Origin of the sequence: Streptomyces sp. WM6386 (assembly GCF_000972385.1) — a bacterium.
In the GTDB taxonomy this organism is placed as follows: domain Bacteria; phylum Actinomycetota; class Actinomycetes; order Streptomycetales; family Streptomycetaceae; genus Streptomyces.
Window position 1 is genome coordinate 1 of sequence record NZ_JXTE01000052.1, and the last position, 16573, is coordinate 16573.

14 protein-coding genes are annotated in these 16573 nt (G+C 71.0%); 4 read left to right on the forward strand and 10 right to left on the reverse strand.

Annotation, left to right across the window (positions count from 1 at the left end; translation table 11 throughout):
- Positions 1 to 212: 212 nt before the first annotated feature.
- The 8 genes from TN53_RS27735 to rsmI all read right to left on the reverse strand — a co-directional run bounded on the left by TN53_RS27735 (position 213) and on the right by rsmI (position 9093).
- Complete coding sequence (locus TN53_RS27735; RefSeq protein WP_046261416.1) at positions 213 to 2198, reverse strand: nitrate- and nitrite sensing domain-containing protein; 1986 nt, start codon at positions 2196 to 2198, stop codon at positions 213 to 215.
- A 127-nt stretch (positions 2199 to 2325) separates the two neighbouring features.
- A complete protein-coding gene (locus TN53_RS27740; protein ID WP_046261417.1) occupies positions 2326 to 3105 on the reverse strand; it encodes an MHYT domain-containing protein in 780 nt (259 codons plus the stop codon).
- A 255-nt stretch (positions 3106 to 3360) separates the two neighbouring features.
- Positions 3361 to 4263 (reverse strand): 4-(cytidine 5'-diphospho)-2-C-methyl-D-erythritol kinase, encoded by a 903-nt coding sequence (locus TN53_RS27745; protein ID WP_046261418.1) that lies wholly within the window; start codon positions 4261 to 4263, stop codon positions 3361 to 3363.
- Entirely contained in the window at positions 4260 to 5153 is an 894-nt protein-coding gene (rsmA, locus tag TN53_RS27750; protein ID WP_046261469.1) for a 16S rRNA (adenine(1518)-N(6)/adenine(1519)-N(6))-dimethyltransferase RsmA, read from the reverse strand. Before rsmA ends, TN53_RS27745 begins: the two co-directional genes overlap by 4 nt.
- A 33-nt stretch (positions 5154 to 5186) precedes the next feature.
- On the reverse strand, positions 5187 to 6539 hold the full coding sequence (locus TN53_RS27755; protein ID WP_046261419.1) for a resuscitation-promoting factor: 1353 nt from the start codon (positions 6537 to 6539) through the stop codon (positions 5187 to 5189).
- Between the two features lie 96 nt (positions 6540 to 6635).
- Positions 6636 to 7535, reverse strand: coding sequence for a TatD family hydrolase (locus TN53_RS27760; RefSeq protein WP_046261420.1), 900 nt, complete (start codon positions 7533 to 7535; stop codon positions 6636 to 6638).
- Positions 7536 to 7585: 50 nt separating this feature from the next.
- A complete protein-coding gene (locus TN53_RS27765; protein WP_046261421.1) occupies positions 7586 to 7996 on the reverse strand; it encodes a hypothetical protein in 411 nt (136 codons plus the stop codon).
- Positions 7997 to 8244: 248 nt separating this feature from the next.
- Positions 8245 to 9093 carry a 16S rRNA (cytidine(1402)-2'-O)-methyltransferase gene (rsmI, locus tag TN53_RS27770; RefSeq protein ID WP_046261422.1) on the reverse strand — a complete coding sequence of 283 codons (849 nt, stop codon included), beginning with the start codon at positions 9091 to 9093 and terminating at the stop codon, positions 8245 to 8247.
- A 62-nt stretch (positions 9094 to 9155) separates the two neighbouring features.
- On the opposite strand from rsmI, the gene TN53_RS27775 reads away from it, so the two are divergent.
- The gene (locus tag TN53_RS27775) at positions 9156 to 10907 is read left to right on the forward strand and encodes a dolichyl-phosphate-mannose--protein mannosyltransferase (protein ID WP_046261423.1); all 1752 of its coding nucleotides are present in this window, start codon (positions 9156 to 9158) and stop codon (positions 10905 to 10907) included.
- 53 nt (positions 10908 to 10960) lie between these two features.
- Here TN53_RS27775 and TN53_RS27780 read toward each other — a convergent pair whose 3' ends face one another.
- The gene (locus TN53_RS27780; protein WP_159038213.1) at positions 10961 to 11395 is read right to left on the reverse strand and encodes a hypothetical protein; all 435 of its coding nucleotides are present in this window, start codon (positions 11393 to 11395) and stop codon (positions 10961 to 10963) included.
- Between the two features lie 205 nt (positions 11396 to 11600).
- Between TN53_RS27780 and TN53_RS27785 the strand changes: the two genes are divergently transcribed.
- Both TN53_RS27785 and TN53_RS27790 read left to right on the forward strand, forming a co-directional pair.
- Positions 11601 to 13229, forward strand: coding sequence for a penicillin-binding transpeptidase domain-containing protein (locus TN53_RS27785; RefSeq protein ID WP_046261425.1), 1629 nt, complete (start codon positions 11601 to 11603; stop codon positions 13227 to 13229).
- Positions 13230 to 13327: 98 nt separating this feature from the next.
- On the forward strand, positions 13328 to 15001 hold the full coding sequence (locus tag TN53_RS27790; protein WP_046261426.1) for a penicillin-binding transpeptidase domain-containing protein: 1674 nt from the start codon (positions 13328 to 13330) through the stop codon (positions 14999 to 15001).
- Here TN53_RS27790 and TN53_RS27795 read toward each other — a convergent pair.
- Entirely contained in the window at positions 14998 to 15348 is a 351-nt protein-coding gene (locus TN53_RS27795; protein ID WP_046261427.1) for an SsgA family sporulation/cell division regulator, read from the reverse strand. The two genes, TN53_RS27790 and TN53_RS27795, sit on opposite strands and share 4 nt — an antisense overlap.
- A 168-nt stretch (positions 15349 to 15516) precedes the next feature.
- Between TN53_RS27795 and TN53_RS27800 the strand changes: the two genes are divergently transcribed.
- The gene (locus tag TN53_RS27800) at positions 15517 to 16572 is read left to right on the forward strand and encodes an energy-coupling factor ABC transporter permease (protein ID WP_046261428.1); all 1056 of its coding nucleotides are present in this window, start codon (positions 15517 to 15519) and stop codon (positions 16570 to 16572) included.
- Position 16573: the final 1 nt, after the last annotated feature.

Genomic DNA, 16573 nt, shown 5'->3' on the forward strand with positions numbered 1-16573 from the left:
GGACAGGGGCCGCTTCCTGCGATGGGAGGCGGGGGAGGGGGTGGGGGTGGGGGATTCGGACACGGACGTGCCTTCCGATGCGTTCACTTGGGGGGCGCGTGCGGCACCCGAGGGGCGCCGGTGGCGCTTGAAGTGTCAAGTGACCCTAGGGGCCCCGGGTGTCCGGCACGTACTACGTCCGCAGTAGATCGTGTGGAGATCGGGCAAAGACGTCACGCCCCGGCGCCGGAGATCCGCTGCTGCGGGATCAGCGCCGCGGCCGGGGCCAGTCCGCGCCCGCCGAAGACCTGCTCGCCCACCGGCATGTCGTCGCGTATGAGGGGCTCGGGGATGAACACCGCCGCGGTGACACCGCCGTTGGGCGAGGCGCGCAGCTCCACCCGCAGACCCTGGCGCTCGCGCAGCCGGTTCACCACGAACAGGCCGATCTGCTTGGCGTCGAGGAGGTCGACCTTCTCGGACTGGATCTTGCTGTTGGCGTCCGCGAGAGCCTGCTCGTTCATGCCGAAGCCGCTGTCCTCGACCTCGATGAGCACCCCGTCCCGCATCCGGGCCGCGCGCAACTGCACCTTGGCGCTGGGCGGCGAGAACGCCGTCGCGTTCTCGACGAGTTCGGCGAGCAGGTGGATGACGTCGGCGACCGAACCGCCCACCACGGACACCTTCGGCACCGCCCAGATCTGCACCCGGCCCGCGCTCTCGATCTCGGCGGTCGCGGCGCGCAGCACGTCCGCGAGCGGGATCGGGTCCCGCCAGCCGCGGCCGGGCGCGATGCCGGACAGGATCAGCAGCGACTCGGAGTGCCGGCGCATGCGGGTGGCCAGGTAGTCGACGCGGTACAGGTCCTGCAGTTCGTTCGGGTCCCGCTGCCGGTGCGCCATGCCGTCCAGCAGGTCGAGCTGGCGGTGCAGCAGCACCTGGCTGCGGCGGGCGAGGCTGACGTACACGCCGGAGATGCCGCTGAGGAGTTCGGCGCGCTCGGAGGCGGCCTTGAGCGCGGCGCGCTGGACGGCGGTCAACGCGGTGCCCACCTGGGCGAGTTCATCGCCGACGAGGCGGCGCATGGGGGCCTCGGCGTCGATGTCGACGCCCTGCCCGGCGTGCAGTCTGCGCATGGCCTGCGGCAGTCGGCGCCCCGCCACCTCCAGGGCGTCGTTGCGCAGGTCGAGCAGTTCGACGATGAGGCCGCGTCCGACGAGGACGGACACGAGCAGCGACAGCAGCACACCCACGAGGCCCAGCACCACGGCGACGCCGGAGGCGCCGAGGGTGTCCCAGCCGAACGGGTCGGCCTTGGCGGTCGCGCCGATACCGGCGGCGCTCTCGGCCGCGGTCAGGTCCTTCAGCACCCCGGCCGACGCCGCGTCCCAGCCGGTCAGCAGCCCCGGCGCCACGGCCGAGGCGCCGGGACCGGCGCTCTGCACCCGGTTCTCGACCGACTGGAGCCGGGCGTACCGGTCGCCGGACAGGATCTCCTCGTACGCCGCCTGGTGCGCGGGCTTGAGGTCGTCGGCCGCCGGCTGGAGCAGTTGCCGCTGTGTGGCGACCGCGCCGACGAACTGCGCGTAGCTCTGCCCCGTCAGGGTCCCGGCGGCCTCGGCGGCGCCCAGCAGCGCCTGCTCACGGGCCAACGCCTCGCGCGCCCGGGAGAGTTCGAGCACCACGCGCGCGTCGGAGGCGGCGTCGGTGCTCCGGTCGCCGGTGAGACCGCCCGCGACCGAGAAGGCGTGCCCGATGACCGCGGTGTACTTCGGGTACGCCGTCGAGGGCTTCGCGGCCGCCTCGGTACGGAGCTGGGGGAGCCGGTCGGCCTCGCCCTCCAGCGTCTCGATGCGCTGCGGCAGGCTCGCGTCGAGGAGGGCCGCGTCCGAGCTGGAGGCGTTGATGCCGTCGAGCACGGCGGTCGCGGCCCTGTCGGTGGCCTTGCGGGCGGTGGCGTAGGCGGCGGGCGCGTCCTTGTGCCGCATGACGGCGGTGCGCTCGGCCTGCAACGCGGTGACGAACCTGCTGACGGGGGTGAGGAGTTCGGCGTTGACGTCCTTGGCCCGCTCGGTGTCGCCGATGCTGGACGCGGTCGTCACGGCGGCGAAGCCCCACAGCGCCATGAGGGACACGATGGGCAGCATCAGCAGGGAGACGATCCTCGCCCGGACGGATCTGGGCCGAAGCCTGCCGGTCGTGGTACGGAGAACGCGCATGGAGGAACCTCGTTACTGGGAAATGCGGTGCGTAAGGCGCCCCGAAAGGGGCGCGGGGAACTGCGCGACCAGCCACAACGAACCCGCGGACGCCAACAGCCATGGCGTGGCAGATCCGTTGGCGCCCTCAGGCGGTCGCGAGTTCGACCTCACGGAGAATCTCCGCGGCGATGGCCGACTCATGCCGCTTCCCGGTGGGCGACAGAGCGACATACGCGGCGGCCAGGAACAGGAACGACCCGAGCACCACCGCCAACGGAAAGATGAACTCCGTCGGCGTCGCCCCCGGCAGACCCGCGCTGCTGGGCGTCAGCGAGATCTCGACCGCGAACATCGCGGTGTAGTGCATGCTGCTCACCGCAAGCCCCATGACCAGCGCGGCGAGCACGGCCAGCACCCCACCCCGCACGACCAGCGTCAGCGTCAACGCCGCGGTCGCGGCGACGACGGCGATCGCGACGGAGGCGATGACGAGGGCGGGGTCGTAGTCGACCCGACCGTGCAGATTGAGCGCGGCCATGCCGGTGTAGTGCATGGCGGCGACACCGACACCGGTGCCCAGGCCGCCGAAGACGACCGAGGTCACCCGGGACTTGCCGTATCCGGCGGTGAAGACGCCGGCCGCGACGACACCGACGGACATCAGCAGGCTGAGCACGGTCAGCGGGACGTCGTAGCGGATGGGTGTGCCCTCGACGCTGAAGCCCAGCATGGCGATGAAGTGCATGGTCCAGATGCCGGAGCCGATGGCGACGGAGGCGAGCGTCAGCCAGTTCCGTTTCGAGGTGCCGTCCGATTCGAGCGCCCTGAGGGTGCAGCGCAGTCCCAGCGCCGAGCCGACGCACGCCATGACATAGGAAAGGACGGGGGTGACCCAGCCGGCACTGAAGTGATCCATGTGACCCATGGGGGGAGTTCCTCTCGCATGTGGCACGGGCGGGGGGTCGCCGCGCACACGGAAGTACCACCGGTAACAGAGGACCGGGGTTGGCTGATCATGCCAGCCCCACCCATGACACAGAGCATGCGAAAAAGGACCTTGAATGCCAATGGTGAACATTCAAATACTGTGGCGTATGTAACACCTGACCTGCATATATATGCAGTCAACCCCTACTCCGTGAAGGCTTTGAGGAAGATCGGGAAATTGTCAGGGGGAACGTCAGGATCCAGCCACCACGGTCGCCCCCGGCACGGGCCCCGACGCGGTCCGCACGGCCCGGCACGTACCGGACGCCGACAGCGCCTCGGCCACCTTCACCGCGGCCTCCGGATCGCGCGTCAGGAACGCCGTCGTCGGACCCGACCCCGACACCAGCGCGGCGAGCGCACCGGCGGTCCGGCCGGCCGCGAGGGTGTCGGCGAGCTCCGGGAAGAGCGAGAGGGCGGCGGGCTGAAGGTCGTTGGAGACGGCCGCGGCGAGCGCGTCGGGGTCACCCTTCGCGAGCGCCTCGATCAACTCCTGGGAGGCGACGGGCTCGGGGACGTCCAGCCCCTCGGCCAGCCGGTCGAACTCCCGGAAGACGGCCGGGGTGGACAGCCCGCGCCCCGCCATCGCGAAGACCCAGTGGAAGGTCCCGCCGACGTCGAGCACGCGCAGCTTCTCCCCCCGCCCGGTCCCGAGCGCGGCCCCGCCCACCAGGCTGAACGGCACATCGCTGCCCAACTCGGCGCAGATCTCGAGCAGTTCCGCGCGGGAGGCGTTCGTGCCCCACAGGGTGTCGCAGGCCAGCAGGGCCCCGGCACCGTCCGCACTGCCGCCGGCCATACCGCCGGCGACGGGGATGTCCTTGGCGATGTGGATGTGCACGGCGGGCTCGATGCCGCGTCGCCCGGCGAGGGCCAGCGCCGCGCGCGCCGCCAGGTTCGTACGGTCAAGAGGCACCTGCCCCGCGTCCGGCCCCGCGCAGGTGATGCGCAGCTCGTCGGCCGGGGTGACCGTCACCTCGTCGTGGAGGCCGACCGCCAGGAAGACGTTGGCCAGGTCGTGGAAGCCGTCGGGGCGGGCGGCGCCGACCGCGAGCTGCACGTTGACCTTGGCGGGGACGCGGACGGTGACGCTCACGGGCGGCTCGGCTCCTCGTTGTCGTGCTCGACGCGGTTCTCGGCGATACGGGCGAACTCCTCGACGGTGAGGGCCTCCCCGCGCGCCTGCGGCGAGACCCCGGCGGCGACGAGCGCGACCTCGGCGGCGGCCGCGGACCCGGCCCACCCGGCGAGGGCGGCCCGCAGTGTCTTGCGCCGCTGTGCGAAGGCCGCGTCGACGACGGCGAAGACCTCGCGCCTGGAGGCGGTGGTCCTGATCGGCTCGGCGCGCTTGACGAGCGACACGAGCCCGCTGTCGACGTTGGGCGCGGGCCAGAAGACCTTGCGGCCGATGGACCCGGCCCGCTTGACCTCGGCGTACCAGTTGGCCTTCACCGACGGCACGCCGTACACCCGGGAGCCGGGCCCCGCGGCGAGCCGGTCCGCGACCTCCGCCTGGACCATGACGAGGGTCCGCTCGATGGTCGGGAAGGTCTCCAGCATGTGCAGGAGGACGGGCACGGCGACGTTGTACGGCAGGTTCGCCACGAGCGCGGTGGGTGCCGGGCCCGGCAACTCGTCGACCTGCATCGCGTCGGAGTTCACCAGCGCGAAGCGGTCGGCCCGGCCGGGCATGCGGGCCTCGATGGTGGCGGGCAGCGCAGCGGCGAGCACGTCGTCGATCTCGACCGCGGTGACCCGGTCCGCGACCTCGAGCAACGCGAGGGTGAGGGACCCGAGCCCCGGACCGACCTCGACGACGACGTCGTCCGGGCGGACGTCTGCGGTACGGACGATACGGCGCACCGTATTCGCGTCGATCACGAAGTTCTGCCCGCGCTGCTTGGTCGGTCGCACACCGAGGACTTCCGCGAGCTCACGGACGTCGGCGGGGCCGAGAAGGGCGTCGGGGGCGGGGCTGCTGCTCACGGCCACAAGGGTACGGGGCGGTGGGAGCGCCCCTCACCCGTGCAGCCGCCTCCCGCAGTGCGGCCACGGGCCGGCCCCCCGCTGCACATACAGCTTCTTCGCCCGGAACGTCTGTTCCGCCGCCGGTGCGTCCTGCGGCCGTCCGCTCCCGCCCAGCCCCTGCCAGGTCCGGGTGTCGAACTGGTACAGCCCGCCGTACGTCCCCGAGGGGTCCACCGCGTCGGGCCGGCCCCCCGACTCGCACCTCGCCAGCTGCTGCCAGTCCAGCCCGTCCGCGCCCTGCACGGACATCGGCAACGGCTTGGTCCCCACCTTCACCACCTGCGTCCGTGCCTCCCGCACCACCTCGGACCTGATCCGCCGCGGCTTCTGCCTGACGCCGTTGACGGTCCGCAGGGAGTACGTGATCCGCCGCAGCCCCGTCTGCCCCGCCTGCTCGACGACCTCCGTCCCCCTGAACAGCGAGGGGTCCTGGGTCCGCGCCACCCGGAACGGGATCGCCTCCTCGCGGACCTCCTTGGTCCCCGTGATCCGCAACACGGTGACGGTCTGCCCGTCACGCGGAAAACTCCCCGGCGCGACCGACGTCGTGTCCTGCCCGCGCAGCGTGATGCCGGCCTCCTCGACGACCTCCGCCACGGTCGCCGCGTTCGTGCGCACGGTGCGCGAGCGGCCGTCCGCCATGACCGTGACCGCGCGCTCGGTGCGCACGTCCAGCGTGAGCCCCTCGCGCCCGATCGGCCGGGAGCGCGAGGTCGACACATACGCGCCCTCCGCGCGCACCCCCAGCTGCTTCAGCGCCCCGTCCACCGTGCGCGCCGTCGTCCACACCTCGCGCCGCTCCCCGTCGAGCGTGAGCCGTACGGGGCGCCCGTAGTGCACCGCGATCTCGTCGCCGCTGGAGAGCGCCGTCCCGGGGGCGGGCGCGACCACGTCGTGCGCCCCGACGTCGACGCCCTCGTCGGCGAGGAGTTCGGTCACGTCGTCGGCGAAGGTGTGCAGCGTGCGCGGCTTGCCGTCGACGGTCAGCTCGATCGCCTTGTCCTTGGCGACGAACGCGGTGGTGCCGCCGGCGAGGAACGCCACGACCAGCGCCTGCGGCAGCAGCCGGCGCATCGCGCTGTCCGCGCGCTCGACGCCCCGCCCCTTGCGCCGGCGTGCGGCCCGCCGGCTCGCTCCGGTGTGCGGGGCGGGCGCGGGCGCCTCGGGCAGCTCGTAAGCGGGCCGGTACGTGTCCTCGTACGACACGGGCATCGGCGGGGTCGGCAGCGGCGGCGCGACCTGGACGCCGTACGCCACCGTCTCCGCGCTGTGCGGGTCGTACCCCGCGCCGTACGGATCGTTGGGGCCGTACGTCTCGTACGTCTGGTACTGGGAGTTGCTCACGCCGACACGCTCCAGGGTCCAGAGAGACCCAGAACCTAGCGGAGTGGCCGTCACTCTCCAAAGCGGCGCGGCTACTGGTGGTTACGGCCGATCGGGTCAGTAGTCGAACGCCCGAGCGGTGTTCGAGGCGAGTGCTGTAGCCAACGCGTCCTCGTCGACACCCCGCACCGCGGCCATCGCGCGCACCGTGACCGGAATGAGATAGGGCGCGTTGGGCCGTCCGCGGTACGGCGCCGGCGTCAGGAAGGGCGCGTCGGTCTCCACGAGGAGCAGCTCCGGCGGGGCCACCGCGACCGCGTCCCGCAGGTTCTGGGCGTTCTTGAAGGTGACGTTGCCGGCGAAGGACATGAAGTATCCGGCGCGGGCGCAGATCTCCGCCATCTCGGCGTCGCCGGAGTAGCAGTGGAAGACCGTGCGCTCGGGGGCGCCCTCCTCCTTGAGCACGCGCAGGACGTCGGCGTGGGCGTCGCGGTCGTGGATGACGAGGGCCTTGCCGTGCCGCTTGGCGATCTCGATGTGGGCGCGGAAGGAGCGCTCCTGCGCCTCCTTGCCCTCGGGGCCGGTGCGGAAGTAGTCGAGACCGGTCTCGCCGACGCCCTTGACCTGCGGGAGTGCGGCCAGGCGCTCGATCTCCGCGAGCGCCTCGTCGAGGGCCTGCGCTCCCCCCGGCTGCCGCGCGCCCTGCCGGGACCAGCCGTCGGGGTCGCCGTGGACGATGCGCGGCGCCTCGTTGGGATGCAGGGCGACGGTGGCATGGACGGCGTCGTATCGCGCCGCGGTCTGCGCGGCCCACTGCGAGCCCCGTACGTCGCAGCCCACCTGCACGACCGTCGTCACGCCCACCGACGCGGCCTTCGCGAGGGCCTCCTCCACCGTCCCGGACTGCATGTCGAGGTGGGTGTGGGAGTCGGCGACGGCCACCCGGAGGGGTTCGGGCAGCGGCGGCGCTGTGCTCTTTGCGGGCTTCTCACGAGGGCTGGAGCTTGAGGAGGGCATGCCCCGATCCTACGAAAGGGGCATGCCCTCTCCCCGGGGGAGGCGGGGCTTCAGCTCGCCTTGCGGTGGTGGAACGGATGCAGGAGATCGGACAGCTGCCAGTGGTGGCGCTCCTTGGCCTGCGCGGGCACCTCGGGCGCCTCGACGGGCCCGGCCTGCGGGGCGCGGCGCTGCCGGCGGTGCACGGCGTCGAGCACCGAGGACACCTGTCCGGGGCGCATGATCCGTACGACGTGCCCGTCGCAGTTCTGGCACGTGGGCCGGCTCAGCGGCGACGGCACGACCTGGCCGTTCGCGACGTAGATGACGAAGTCGTGGCCGTCGGCACCGGTGTGGTGCTCGATCTCGTACGACTGCTCCCAGCCGTGCCCGCACCGCATGCAGGCGAAGGAATACGACTCGTGGACGACGGCGGTGGCGCCGCTGCGCAGTGCGGCGGTCTGCCCTGCGATCTCGCTCATGCCAGCTCCTCTGGTCCGCTGGACACAGGGACGGGTGCGTCCCTTCACCCAGTGGACGCTTCCGCCGGAGCGAATGCATCAGCCCTGTCGAGTGTTGGAACCGTCTTGGACTTTCCTTGCCGAAACGGCCTCTGCGGCAGGGGCTGCGCTTTGCCTTCGGCCATCCCCCTTTGCCTGCCCGTGGGGCGCACGCTCAAAAGACATGCGCCCTGCTCAGAGGGCCTGTGCGCTGGGTCACGCGCCCTCTTCTAGGAGGCCGCGTTCTTGGCCGCGACGACCGCGTCGAAGACCTCCCGTTTCGGCAACCCCGCCTCCGCCGCCACCGCCGCGATCGCCTCCTTGCGTCGCTCGCCCGCCTCCTCGCGCACCCGCACCCTGCGCACCAGCTCCGGGCCGTCGAGCTCCTCGGGCCCCTTCGCCGGCGCCCCCTCGACGACGACGGTGATCTCCCCGCGCACCCCCTCCGCGGCCCACGCGGCGAGCTCCTCCAGCGGACCCCGCTTGACCTCCTCGTACGTCTTGGTCAGCTCGCGGCAGACGGCGGCCCGCCGCCCCGCGCCGAACACCTCGGCCATCGCGGCGAGGGTGTCGTCGAGCCGGTGCGGGGCCTCGAAGTACACGAGGGTCCGCCGCTCCCCGGCGACCTCCCGCAGCCGGGTCAGGCGTTCGCCCGCCTTGCGCGGCAGGAATCCCTCGAAGCAGAACCGGTCGACGGGCAGCCCGGACAGCGCGAGCGCGGTGAGGACGGCGGAGGGGCCGGGGACGGCGGTGACGCGGATGTCCTTCTCGACGGCGGCGGCGACGAGCCGGTAGCCGGGGTCGGACACGGACGGCATCCCGGCGTCGGTCACGAGCAGCACGCGCGCGCCGCCGACGAGCTCCTCGACCAGCTCCGGAGTACGGGCGGCCTCGTTGCCCTCGAAGTACGACACGACGCGCCCCTTGGGCGTCACCCCGAGCGCCTGGGTGAGGCGCCGCAGCCGCCGGGTGTCCTCGGCGGCGACCACGTCCGCGCCGGCCAGTTCCGCGGCGAGCCGGGGCGGAGCGTCCGCGGTGTCGCCGATGGGGGTGCCTGCCAAAACAAGGGTTCCTGTCACGTTTCCATCCTCGCAGCACCCATCCACGGGACTCCCACAGCCGTGTTCCCTACGATGGCGCGGTGACCAGTACAGCGTCGTCCATGGACTCCACGGACACCCGACAGGCCCAGGCACCGCAGGACCAGCGGCCGTCCTGGCAGCAGCGGCTGCGCCGTTTCGGCTACACGGCCGGACCCAGAAGCGACGTGCGCGACCGGCTCGTACCGCCGTACGCGCAGCCCAACCCGCGGATGTGGGCGGCGCTCGGGCTGCCGAAAGCGCTGGTCGACCGGATCGTGCGCTGGTCCGGCTGGGGCGGTCCGCTGCTCGTCACCCTGTTCGCGGGCGTCATCCGGTTCTGGAACCTGGGCGGCCCGAAGGCGGTGATATTCGATGAGACGTACTACGCCAAGGACGCCTGGGCGCTCGTCCACCGCGGCTTCGAGGTCAACTGGGACAAGAACGCCAACGACCTGATCCTGGACGTCGGCGGCAAGGTGACGATCCCGACGGACCCGTCGTACGTCGTGCATCCACCGGTCGGCAAGTACGTCATCGGACTCGGCGAGCTGGTGTTCGGGTTCGACCCGTTCGGCTGGCGGTTCATGACGGCCCTCCTCGGCACCCTCTCGGTGCTGATGCTGTGCCGTATCGGCCGCCGTGTCTTCCGCTCGACGTTCCTTGGCTGCCTGGCCGGCGCGCTGATGGCGGTGGACGGGCTGGCCTTCGTCATGGCCCGCACCTCGCTGCTCGACGGCGTGCTGATGTTCTTCGTGCTGGCCGCGTTCGGCGCTCTGGTCGTGGACCGCGACCGGGCCCGGGAGAAACTCGCGGCCGCGCTGCCGCTCGACGCGGACGGCCGGGCCCGCCCCGACGCGCACATCGCCGAGACGACCCGCTTCGGATGGCGCCCCTGGCGCTGGCTGGCCGGTCTGATGCTGGGCCTGGCCATCGGCACCAAGTGGAACGGCCTCTACATCCTGGCCGCGTTCTGTGTGATGGCGGTCCTGTGGGACGTCGGCTCCCGCAAGGTGGCGGGCGCCCGCCACCCGTACGAGGCGGTCCTCAAGCGCGACCTGGGCCTGACCTTCCTGGCGACGGTGCCGGTGGCGATCGCCACGTATCTGCTCTCCTGGCTCGGCTGGATCCTCTCCCCCACCGACGGCACCGGCGGCTACTACCGCAACTGGGCCGCGACCGACGGCAGGAACAGCGACTGGTCCTGGCTGTTCCCGGACTGGTGGCGCAGCCTGTGGCACTACGAGCACCAGGTCTACGAGTTCCACGTCGGCCTGCACTCCCCGCACACGTACCAGTCCAACCCGTGGAGCTGGATCGTCGACGGCCGCCCGGTCTCGTTCTTCTACGAGTCCCCCACGCCCGGCAACGACGGCTGCCCCGTCGACGCCGGCGAGAAGTGCGCCCGCGAGGTCCTCGCCATCGGCACCCCGCTGCTGTGGTGGGCGGCCGCCTTCGCGATCGCCTACGTCCTGTGGCGCTGGCTCTTGCGCCGCGACTGGCGCGCGGGCGCGATCGCCTGTGGCATCGCCGCCGGCTACCTCCCCTGGTTCCTGTACCAGGAACGCACGATCTTCTTCTTCTACGCCGTCGTCTTCCTGCCCTTCCTGTGCCTGGCCGTCGCGATGATGCTCGGCGCGATCATCGGCCGACCCGGCTCCAGCGACACCCGACGCGTGGCGGGGGCGACGGGGGCGGGCGTGCTGGTGCTGCTGATCGCCTGGAACTTCATCTACTTCTGGCCCCTGTACACCGGGACCGCCATCCCGATCGACGACTGGCGGTCACGGATGTGGCTGGACACCTGGGTCTAGCGGTGAGCCCCGGTCCCCCTGCGAGCGGAGGGGGACCTGGGCTCGTCGGCGGGTCAGGCCGTGCCGCGCTGGCCGCCCTGGGTGAGGTCGCAGTCGTGGCCGGTGCCGAGGTAGCCGTCGCCGCTGTTGGAGTAGTTGTCCTCCACGCTGCCGCAGGCCCGCACCCACACGGACGCGCCCTCGGGGATGTTCCACGGGTGCCGCGTGTCCTCGAGCCCGCACCCGGACGTGTTGCGAACCGTCCGGTAGTGCCAGCCCTCGCCGGACTTGTACCAGGTCAGCTGGGCCCAGACGGTGTCGCCGTCACACTTGCCGTCGTAGACGATGAAGTTGTCGCCGTCGGCCACGAAATAGGCGTAACCGTCACCGTTGCTCGCGTTGGAGATGGGCGAGTTGGTGCCGGCGCTGGCAGTCGTGGCGGTTCCCATCACCAGGCACGCCGCCGCGGCGGCGACAGCCGTAAGACGACCCCGTGATATTGCATTCATCTCGGTGATTTTCCGATCTGGAGAATTTCAAGGAGCGCGCAGGCTCTCACGCAGGGCCCTTAGCGATCAAGAGAAATATGTGATTCCGGTTACGGTCGTCCCGTGACCGGATCTCTCTTCGGTCAACAAAAGGAAACAGGTCTCACAGGATTCCCCCACGCCACTTACAGTGCGAAGGACTGATAACGGGGAGGGGTTCAGTTCCATGGGCAAGGGGGTCAAGGCCGCCGTCATAGGCAGCGTGTTCGCCGTGATGGTGGGTGGGGCCGGGTACGGCGCGTTCAACGTCATGTCCGCGCTGAACGGCGACGGGGGGTCCGGCGGATCCGAGGTGAAGTCGGGGCCGCCGAGCGGTGACGAGGTCAAGGAGACCTCGGAGAAGTTCTTCGCGGCGTGGGAGAAGGGGTCGGCGGATTCCGCGGCCCAGCTCACCAACAACAACGCCGCGGCCCGCACCCTGCTGACGGAGTACGCCGAGGACGCGCACATCACGGACGTCAGGATCACGCCGGGGACCGCGCAGAACACGACCGTGCCGTTCACCGTGCGGGCCGAGGTGGATTACAAGGGGGACTCCAAGCCCCTGCGATACAAGAGCAGTCTGACCGTCGTGCGCGGTCTGACCACGGGCAAGGCACTGATCGACTGGAAGCCGGCCGTGGTCCATCCCGAGCTGAGGACGGACCAGGACAACCTTGTCACCGGGCCTTCCTCGGCCCCGCCCATCGAGGCGGTGGACCGGGGCGGCAAGGTGCTGGCGAAGGACAAGTACCCCTCGCTGGGCCCGATCCTGGACGCCCTGCGCGCCAAGTACGGTGAGAAGGCGGGCGGCACCCCGGGCGTCGAGCTGTTCGTCCGGCACGACGGCGACGGCACCCCCGACACCCCGCTGCTGACCCTCTCCGAGGGCAGGGCGGGCAAGCTGAAGACGACGATCAGCGCGAGCGCGCAGGCGGCTGCCGAGACCGCGGTGAAGAAGTACGCCGAGTCGTCCGTGGTGGCGGTCAAGCCGACCACCGGCGAGGTGCTGGCGGTCGCCAACAACCGTACGGACGGCTGGAACGCGGCCTTCGAGGGCGCGGCACCACCCGGCTCCACGATGAAGATCGTCACCTCGGCGATGCTCATCGACAACGGCGTGACCTCGATGAACGGTCCGGCGCCGTGCCCGGACGACGCGGTGTGGCAGGGGCAGACCTTCCGCAACCTCAAGAACATGGCGCCCAACGAGAGCGCCACGCTCGCCAACAGCTTCATGCGGTCCTGCAACACGGCCTTCATCAAGCTCATCGACGAGAAGCCGCTCACGGACGAGTCGCTGACCACGGAGGCGCAGACCCGCTTCGGGCTCGGCCGGGACAACTGGAAGACCGGCATCACCTCGGTCGACGGCAGCATCCCCGCGGAGAGCGGCCCGGACCGCGCGGCCAATGCCATCGGCCAGGGCAAGGTCACCATGAACCCGCTGAACATGGCGTCCGTGACCGCCACCGCGATCACCGGCGACTTCCGTCAGCCCTATCTGGTCTCGCCGAAGCTGGACGGCCGGAAGCTGGCGACCGCCAGGGGGTTGCCGTACGACACGGCCTCCCAGCTGAAGCAGATGATGCGGCTGACCGCCACTCAGGGCACCGCGGCACCGGTCATGCAGGGGCTCGGCGGGGACATCGGGGCGAAGACCGGGTCCGCCGAGGTGGACGGAGTGGAAACCTCCAACAGCTGGTTCACCGGGTTCCGCGATGATGTGGCGGCGGCCGCCATGAGCGAGAACGGCGGCCACGGCGTCGACGCGGCCGGCCCGATCGTGAAGGCCGTACTGGCGGCGGGTGGCTGAACTCACCCGCACAGGACGGGACTCTAGGGTGGTGGCCATCGTTGGTGTGAGGGACGAGGGCAACGGGGACCTTGGGGAATCGCGGAGGACAGAGAGCTGTGGGCAAGAGAAGGCGCGTCGCCGAGCGACGGAAGACGAATCGCCCCGCCGTGATCGGCGGGATGATCGCCGTGGTCGTCGGCGGCGCCGGCTTCGCCGTGTACGTGCTGTACGGCGGCGGGGCGGCGGCCGAGGACCGGACATCCGCCGTCGCCGACCAGAAGCCGAAGGTCAAGACCGGCCCGCTGTCCGCGAAAGAGGTCAACACCGCGGCGCAGACCTTCCTCACGTCCTGGCAGTCGGGCAAGGTCACCCAGGCCGCGGCCGTCACGGACGACGCCGGGGCGGCCGCGAAGCTGCTCACCGGTTACACCAAGGACGCCCACCTCAAGGACGTCACCCTCACCCCCGGCACCCGCACCGGTGACAAGGTCCCGTTCTCCGTGAAGGCGACGGTGTCGTACAAGGACACCGGCAAGCCGCTGACGTACGGCAGTTCGCTGACCGTCGTGCGCGACACCGCCACCGGCAAGCCGCAGGTCGACTGGCACTCCTCCGTCGTCCACCCCGACCTGAAGGACGGCGACACCCTGGTCACCGGCGAGTCCGGGACCCCGCCGATCAAGGCGCTCGACCGGGACGGCGGGGAGATCACCGAGAAGAAGTACCCGTCGCTGGGCTCGGTCCTGGACGGGCTGCGGGAGAAGTACGGCAAGAAGGCCGGCGGCAAGGCGGGCGTCGAGCTCCAGGTGGTGCGCGGCAAGGAGTCCAAGGCGCAGGAGCTGTCCGACAAGACGCTGCTGACACTGAGCAAGGGCACGCCGGGCACGGTGAAGACCACGCTCAGCCCGGCCATGCAGGCGGCCGCCGAGGCGCAGGTCGCGAAGAAGGCGAAGTCGTCCGTGGTGGTGCTGCGTCCGTCGACCGGGGAGATCCTGGCCGCCGCGAACGCCTCCCACGGCTTCAACGTCGCGTTCCAGGGCTCGCTCGCCCCGGGTTCGACGATGAAGGTCGTCACCTCGTCACTGCTGATCGAGAAGGACCTCGCGTCGGCGGACAAGGCGCACCCGTGCCCGAAGTACTTCACGTACGGCGGCTGGAAGTTCCAGAACGACGACAAGTTCCAGATCAAGGGCGGCACCTTCAAGGCGAGCTTCGCCCGTTCCTGCAACACCGCCTTCATCAGCCAGGCGCCCGAGCTGGACGACGACTCGCTGACCAAGCAGGCCCAGCAGGTCTTCGGTCTGTCCATGAACAACTGGGCGGTCGGCGTGCCCACCTTCGACGGCTCGGTGCCGGTCCAGTCGCAGGCACAGATGGCGGCCTCGCTGATCGGCCAGGGCGGGGTGCGGATGAACCCGCTGAACATGGCGTCGGTGTCGGCGACCGTCGAGTCGGGCGTCTTCAAGCAGCCCTATCTGGTCTCACCGGACGTGGACGGGCGGACGCTGGCCAAGGCCGCGCGCACGATGTCGTCGGGCACGCTCTCCCAGCTGCGTGAGCTGATGTCGTACACGGCGGCCTACGGCACGGCGGCCGAGGCGATGCAGGGTGTCTACGGCACCGTGGGCGCGAAGACCGGCTCGGCGGAGGTCGACGGTCAGAAGAAGCCCAACGGCTGGTTCACGGCGTACCGCGGCGATCTGGCGGCGGCCGGTGTGGTCCAGGCGGGCGGGCACGGCGGTGACACGGCGGGCCCGATCGTGGCGGCGCTGCTGAAGCTGGGCGGCTAACCGCGTACGGGTGTGGCCGTGTAGGTCCGGCGCAGGAACCTGAGCAGGGCCTTCGACTCGAACTGCACCACGGAGACGCCCTTGGCGGAGTGGAACTCCACCACGGCCTGCACCCGGCCGCACGGCCACACCCGGACGTCCCCGGCCTCGACCGGCGCCCGCAGGCCCCGTTCCAGCAGCTCGCGCTGGAAGGTCCACTCGTGCGGGCCGGGAAGGCCGACCCGTACCGCGCGCGGGTCGGTGTCGGGGTCGTAGCGCAGCACGACCGGGACGGCCTCGGGCTCCGCCACCGCGATGTCGGCGTCCGTAACGATGTGGGCTCGCGCGTACTGCTCGACTACGGACATCGGTTCGGCCCCTTACGCTGCGTGACCTGTGCGGAAGCTGTGCGCCCGCTTCCTCTCCAATGTCGCATATTTTTCCGATCGCGCCCCCGGGCGTAGGACATCTCACATGCACGATGCACGAGGGACTCGCTCTTGCAAAACATTCGCATTAAGCCACATCATCGATGCGTGCATGTGCCTGACGGATTTATCGACGCCCCCACTTCCGCCGCCGCCGGAGCGGTCGCCGCCGCGGCCGTCGCGGTGTCCCTGCGCGGTGCCCGCCGCGAGCTCGACGAGCGCACCGCGCCGCTGGCCGGCCTGGTGGCGGCGTTCATCTTCGCCGTACAGATGCTGAACTTCCCCGTCGCCGCGGGGACGAGCGGCCATCTCCTGGGAGGTGCGCTGGCGGCGATACTCGTCGGCCCCTACACAGGGGTCCTCTGTGTCTCCGTCGTCCTGCTCATGCAGGGCATCCTCTTCGCGGACGGCGGTCTGACCGCGCTCGGCGTGAACATCACCGTCATGGGCTGTGTGACGACGGTCGTGGCGTACACCGTCTTCCGCGGCCTGGTGAAGGTGCTGCCGCGCACCCGCCGGTCCGTCACCGCCGCCTCCTTCGTGGCCGCCGTGCTGTCCGTGCCGGCCGCCGCCCTCGCCTTCACCCTCATCTACTGGATCGGCGGCACCACCGACGTCGCCATCGGCAAGGTCGCGACCGCCATGGTCGGCGTGCATGTGCTGATCGGCATCGGCGAGGCCGCGATCACCGCGCTGACCGTCGGCGCCGTCATCGCCGTACGCCCCGACCTGGTGTACGGGGCGCGCGGGCTCCAGCAGAAGCTCAAGCTGCGGGTCAACGGCGAACTCGTTGATGTACCAGCCGCTCCGGCCGCCCCCGCCCCGGTCGCCGCCCGCTCCTCGCACCGCACGGTGTGGCTCGCCGGCCTCGCCACCTCCCTCGCCCTCGCCGGCGTCGTCAGCTTCTACGCCTCCGCCAACCCCGACGGCCTGGAGAAGGTCGCCGCCGACAAGGGCATCGACGCGAAGGCCGAGGACCACGCCGCCGCCGACTCCCCGCTCGCCGACTACGGGGTCAAGGACATCGACAACGCCCGGCTCTCCGGCGGTCTCGCGGGCGTGATCGGCGTGGGGGTCACGGTCGTCGCGGGCAGCACGGTCTTCTGGGCGGTGCGCAGGCGCCGTACGCAGGACGTCTCCCCGGTGAGCACGACGGTCGCCTGAC

Excerpts from the sequence above, each read along its gene's own strand:
- TN53_RS27785 (WP_046261425.1), top strand. The coding sequence starts at position 11,601 with ATGGGCAAGGGGGTCAAGGCCGCCGTCATAGGCAGCGTGTTCGCCGTG.
- TN53_RS27780 (WP_159038213.1), bottom strand. The coding sequence starts at position 11,395 with ATGAATGCAATATCACGGGGTCGTCTTACGGCTGTCGCCGCCGCGGCG.
- TN53_RS27765 (WP_046261421.1), bottom strand. The coding sequence starts at position 7,996 with ATGAGCGAGATCGCAGGGCAGACCGCCGCACTGCGCAGCGGCGCCACC.
- TN53_RS27760 (WP_046261420.1), bottom strand. The coding sequence starts at position 7,535 with ATGCCCTCCTCAAGCTCCAGCCCTCGTGAGAAGCCCGCAAAGAGCACA.
- TN53_RS27740 (WP_046261417.1), bottom strand. The coding sequence starts at position 3,105 with ATGGGTCACATGGATCACTTCAGTGCCGGCTGGGTCACCCCCGTCCTT.
- TN53_RS27735 (WP_046261416.1), bottom strand. The coding sequence starts at position 2,198 with ATGCGCGTTCTCCGTACCACGACCGGCAGGCTTCGGCCCAGATCCGTC.
- TN53_RS27795 (WP_046261427.1), bottom strand. The coding sequence starts at position 15,348 with ATGTCCGTAGTCGAGCAGTACGCGCGAGCCCACATCGTTACGGACGCC.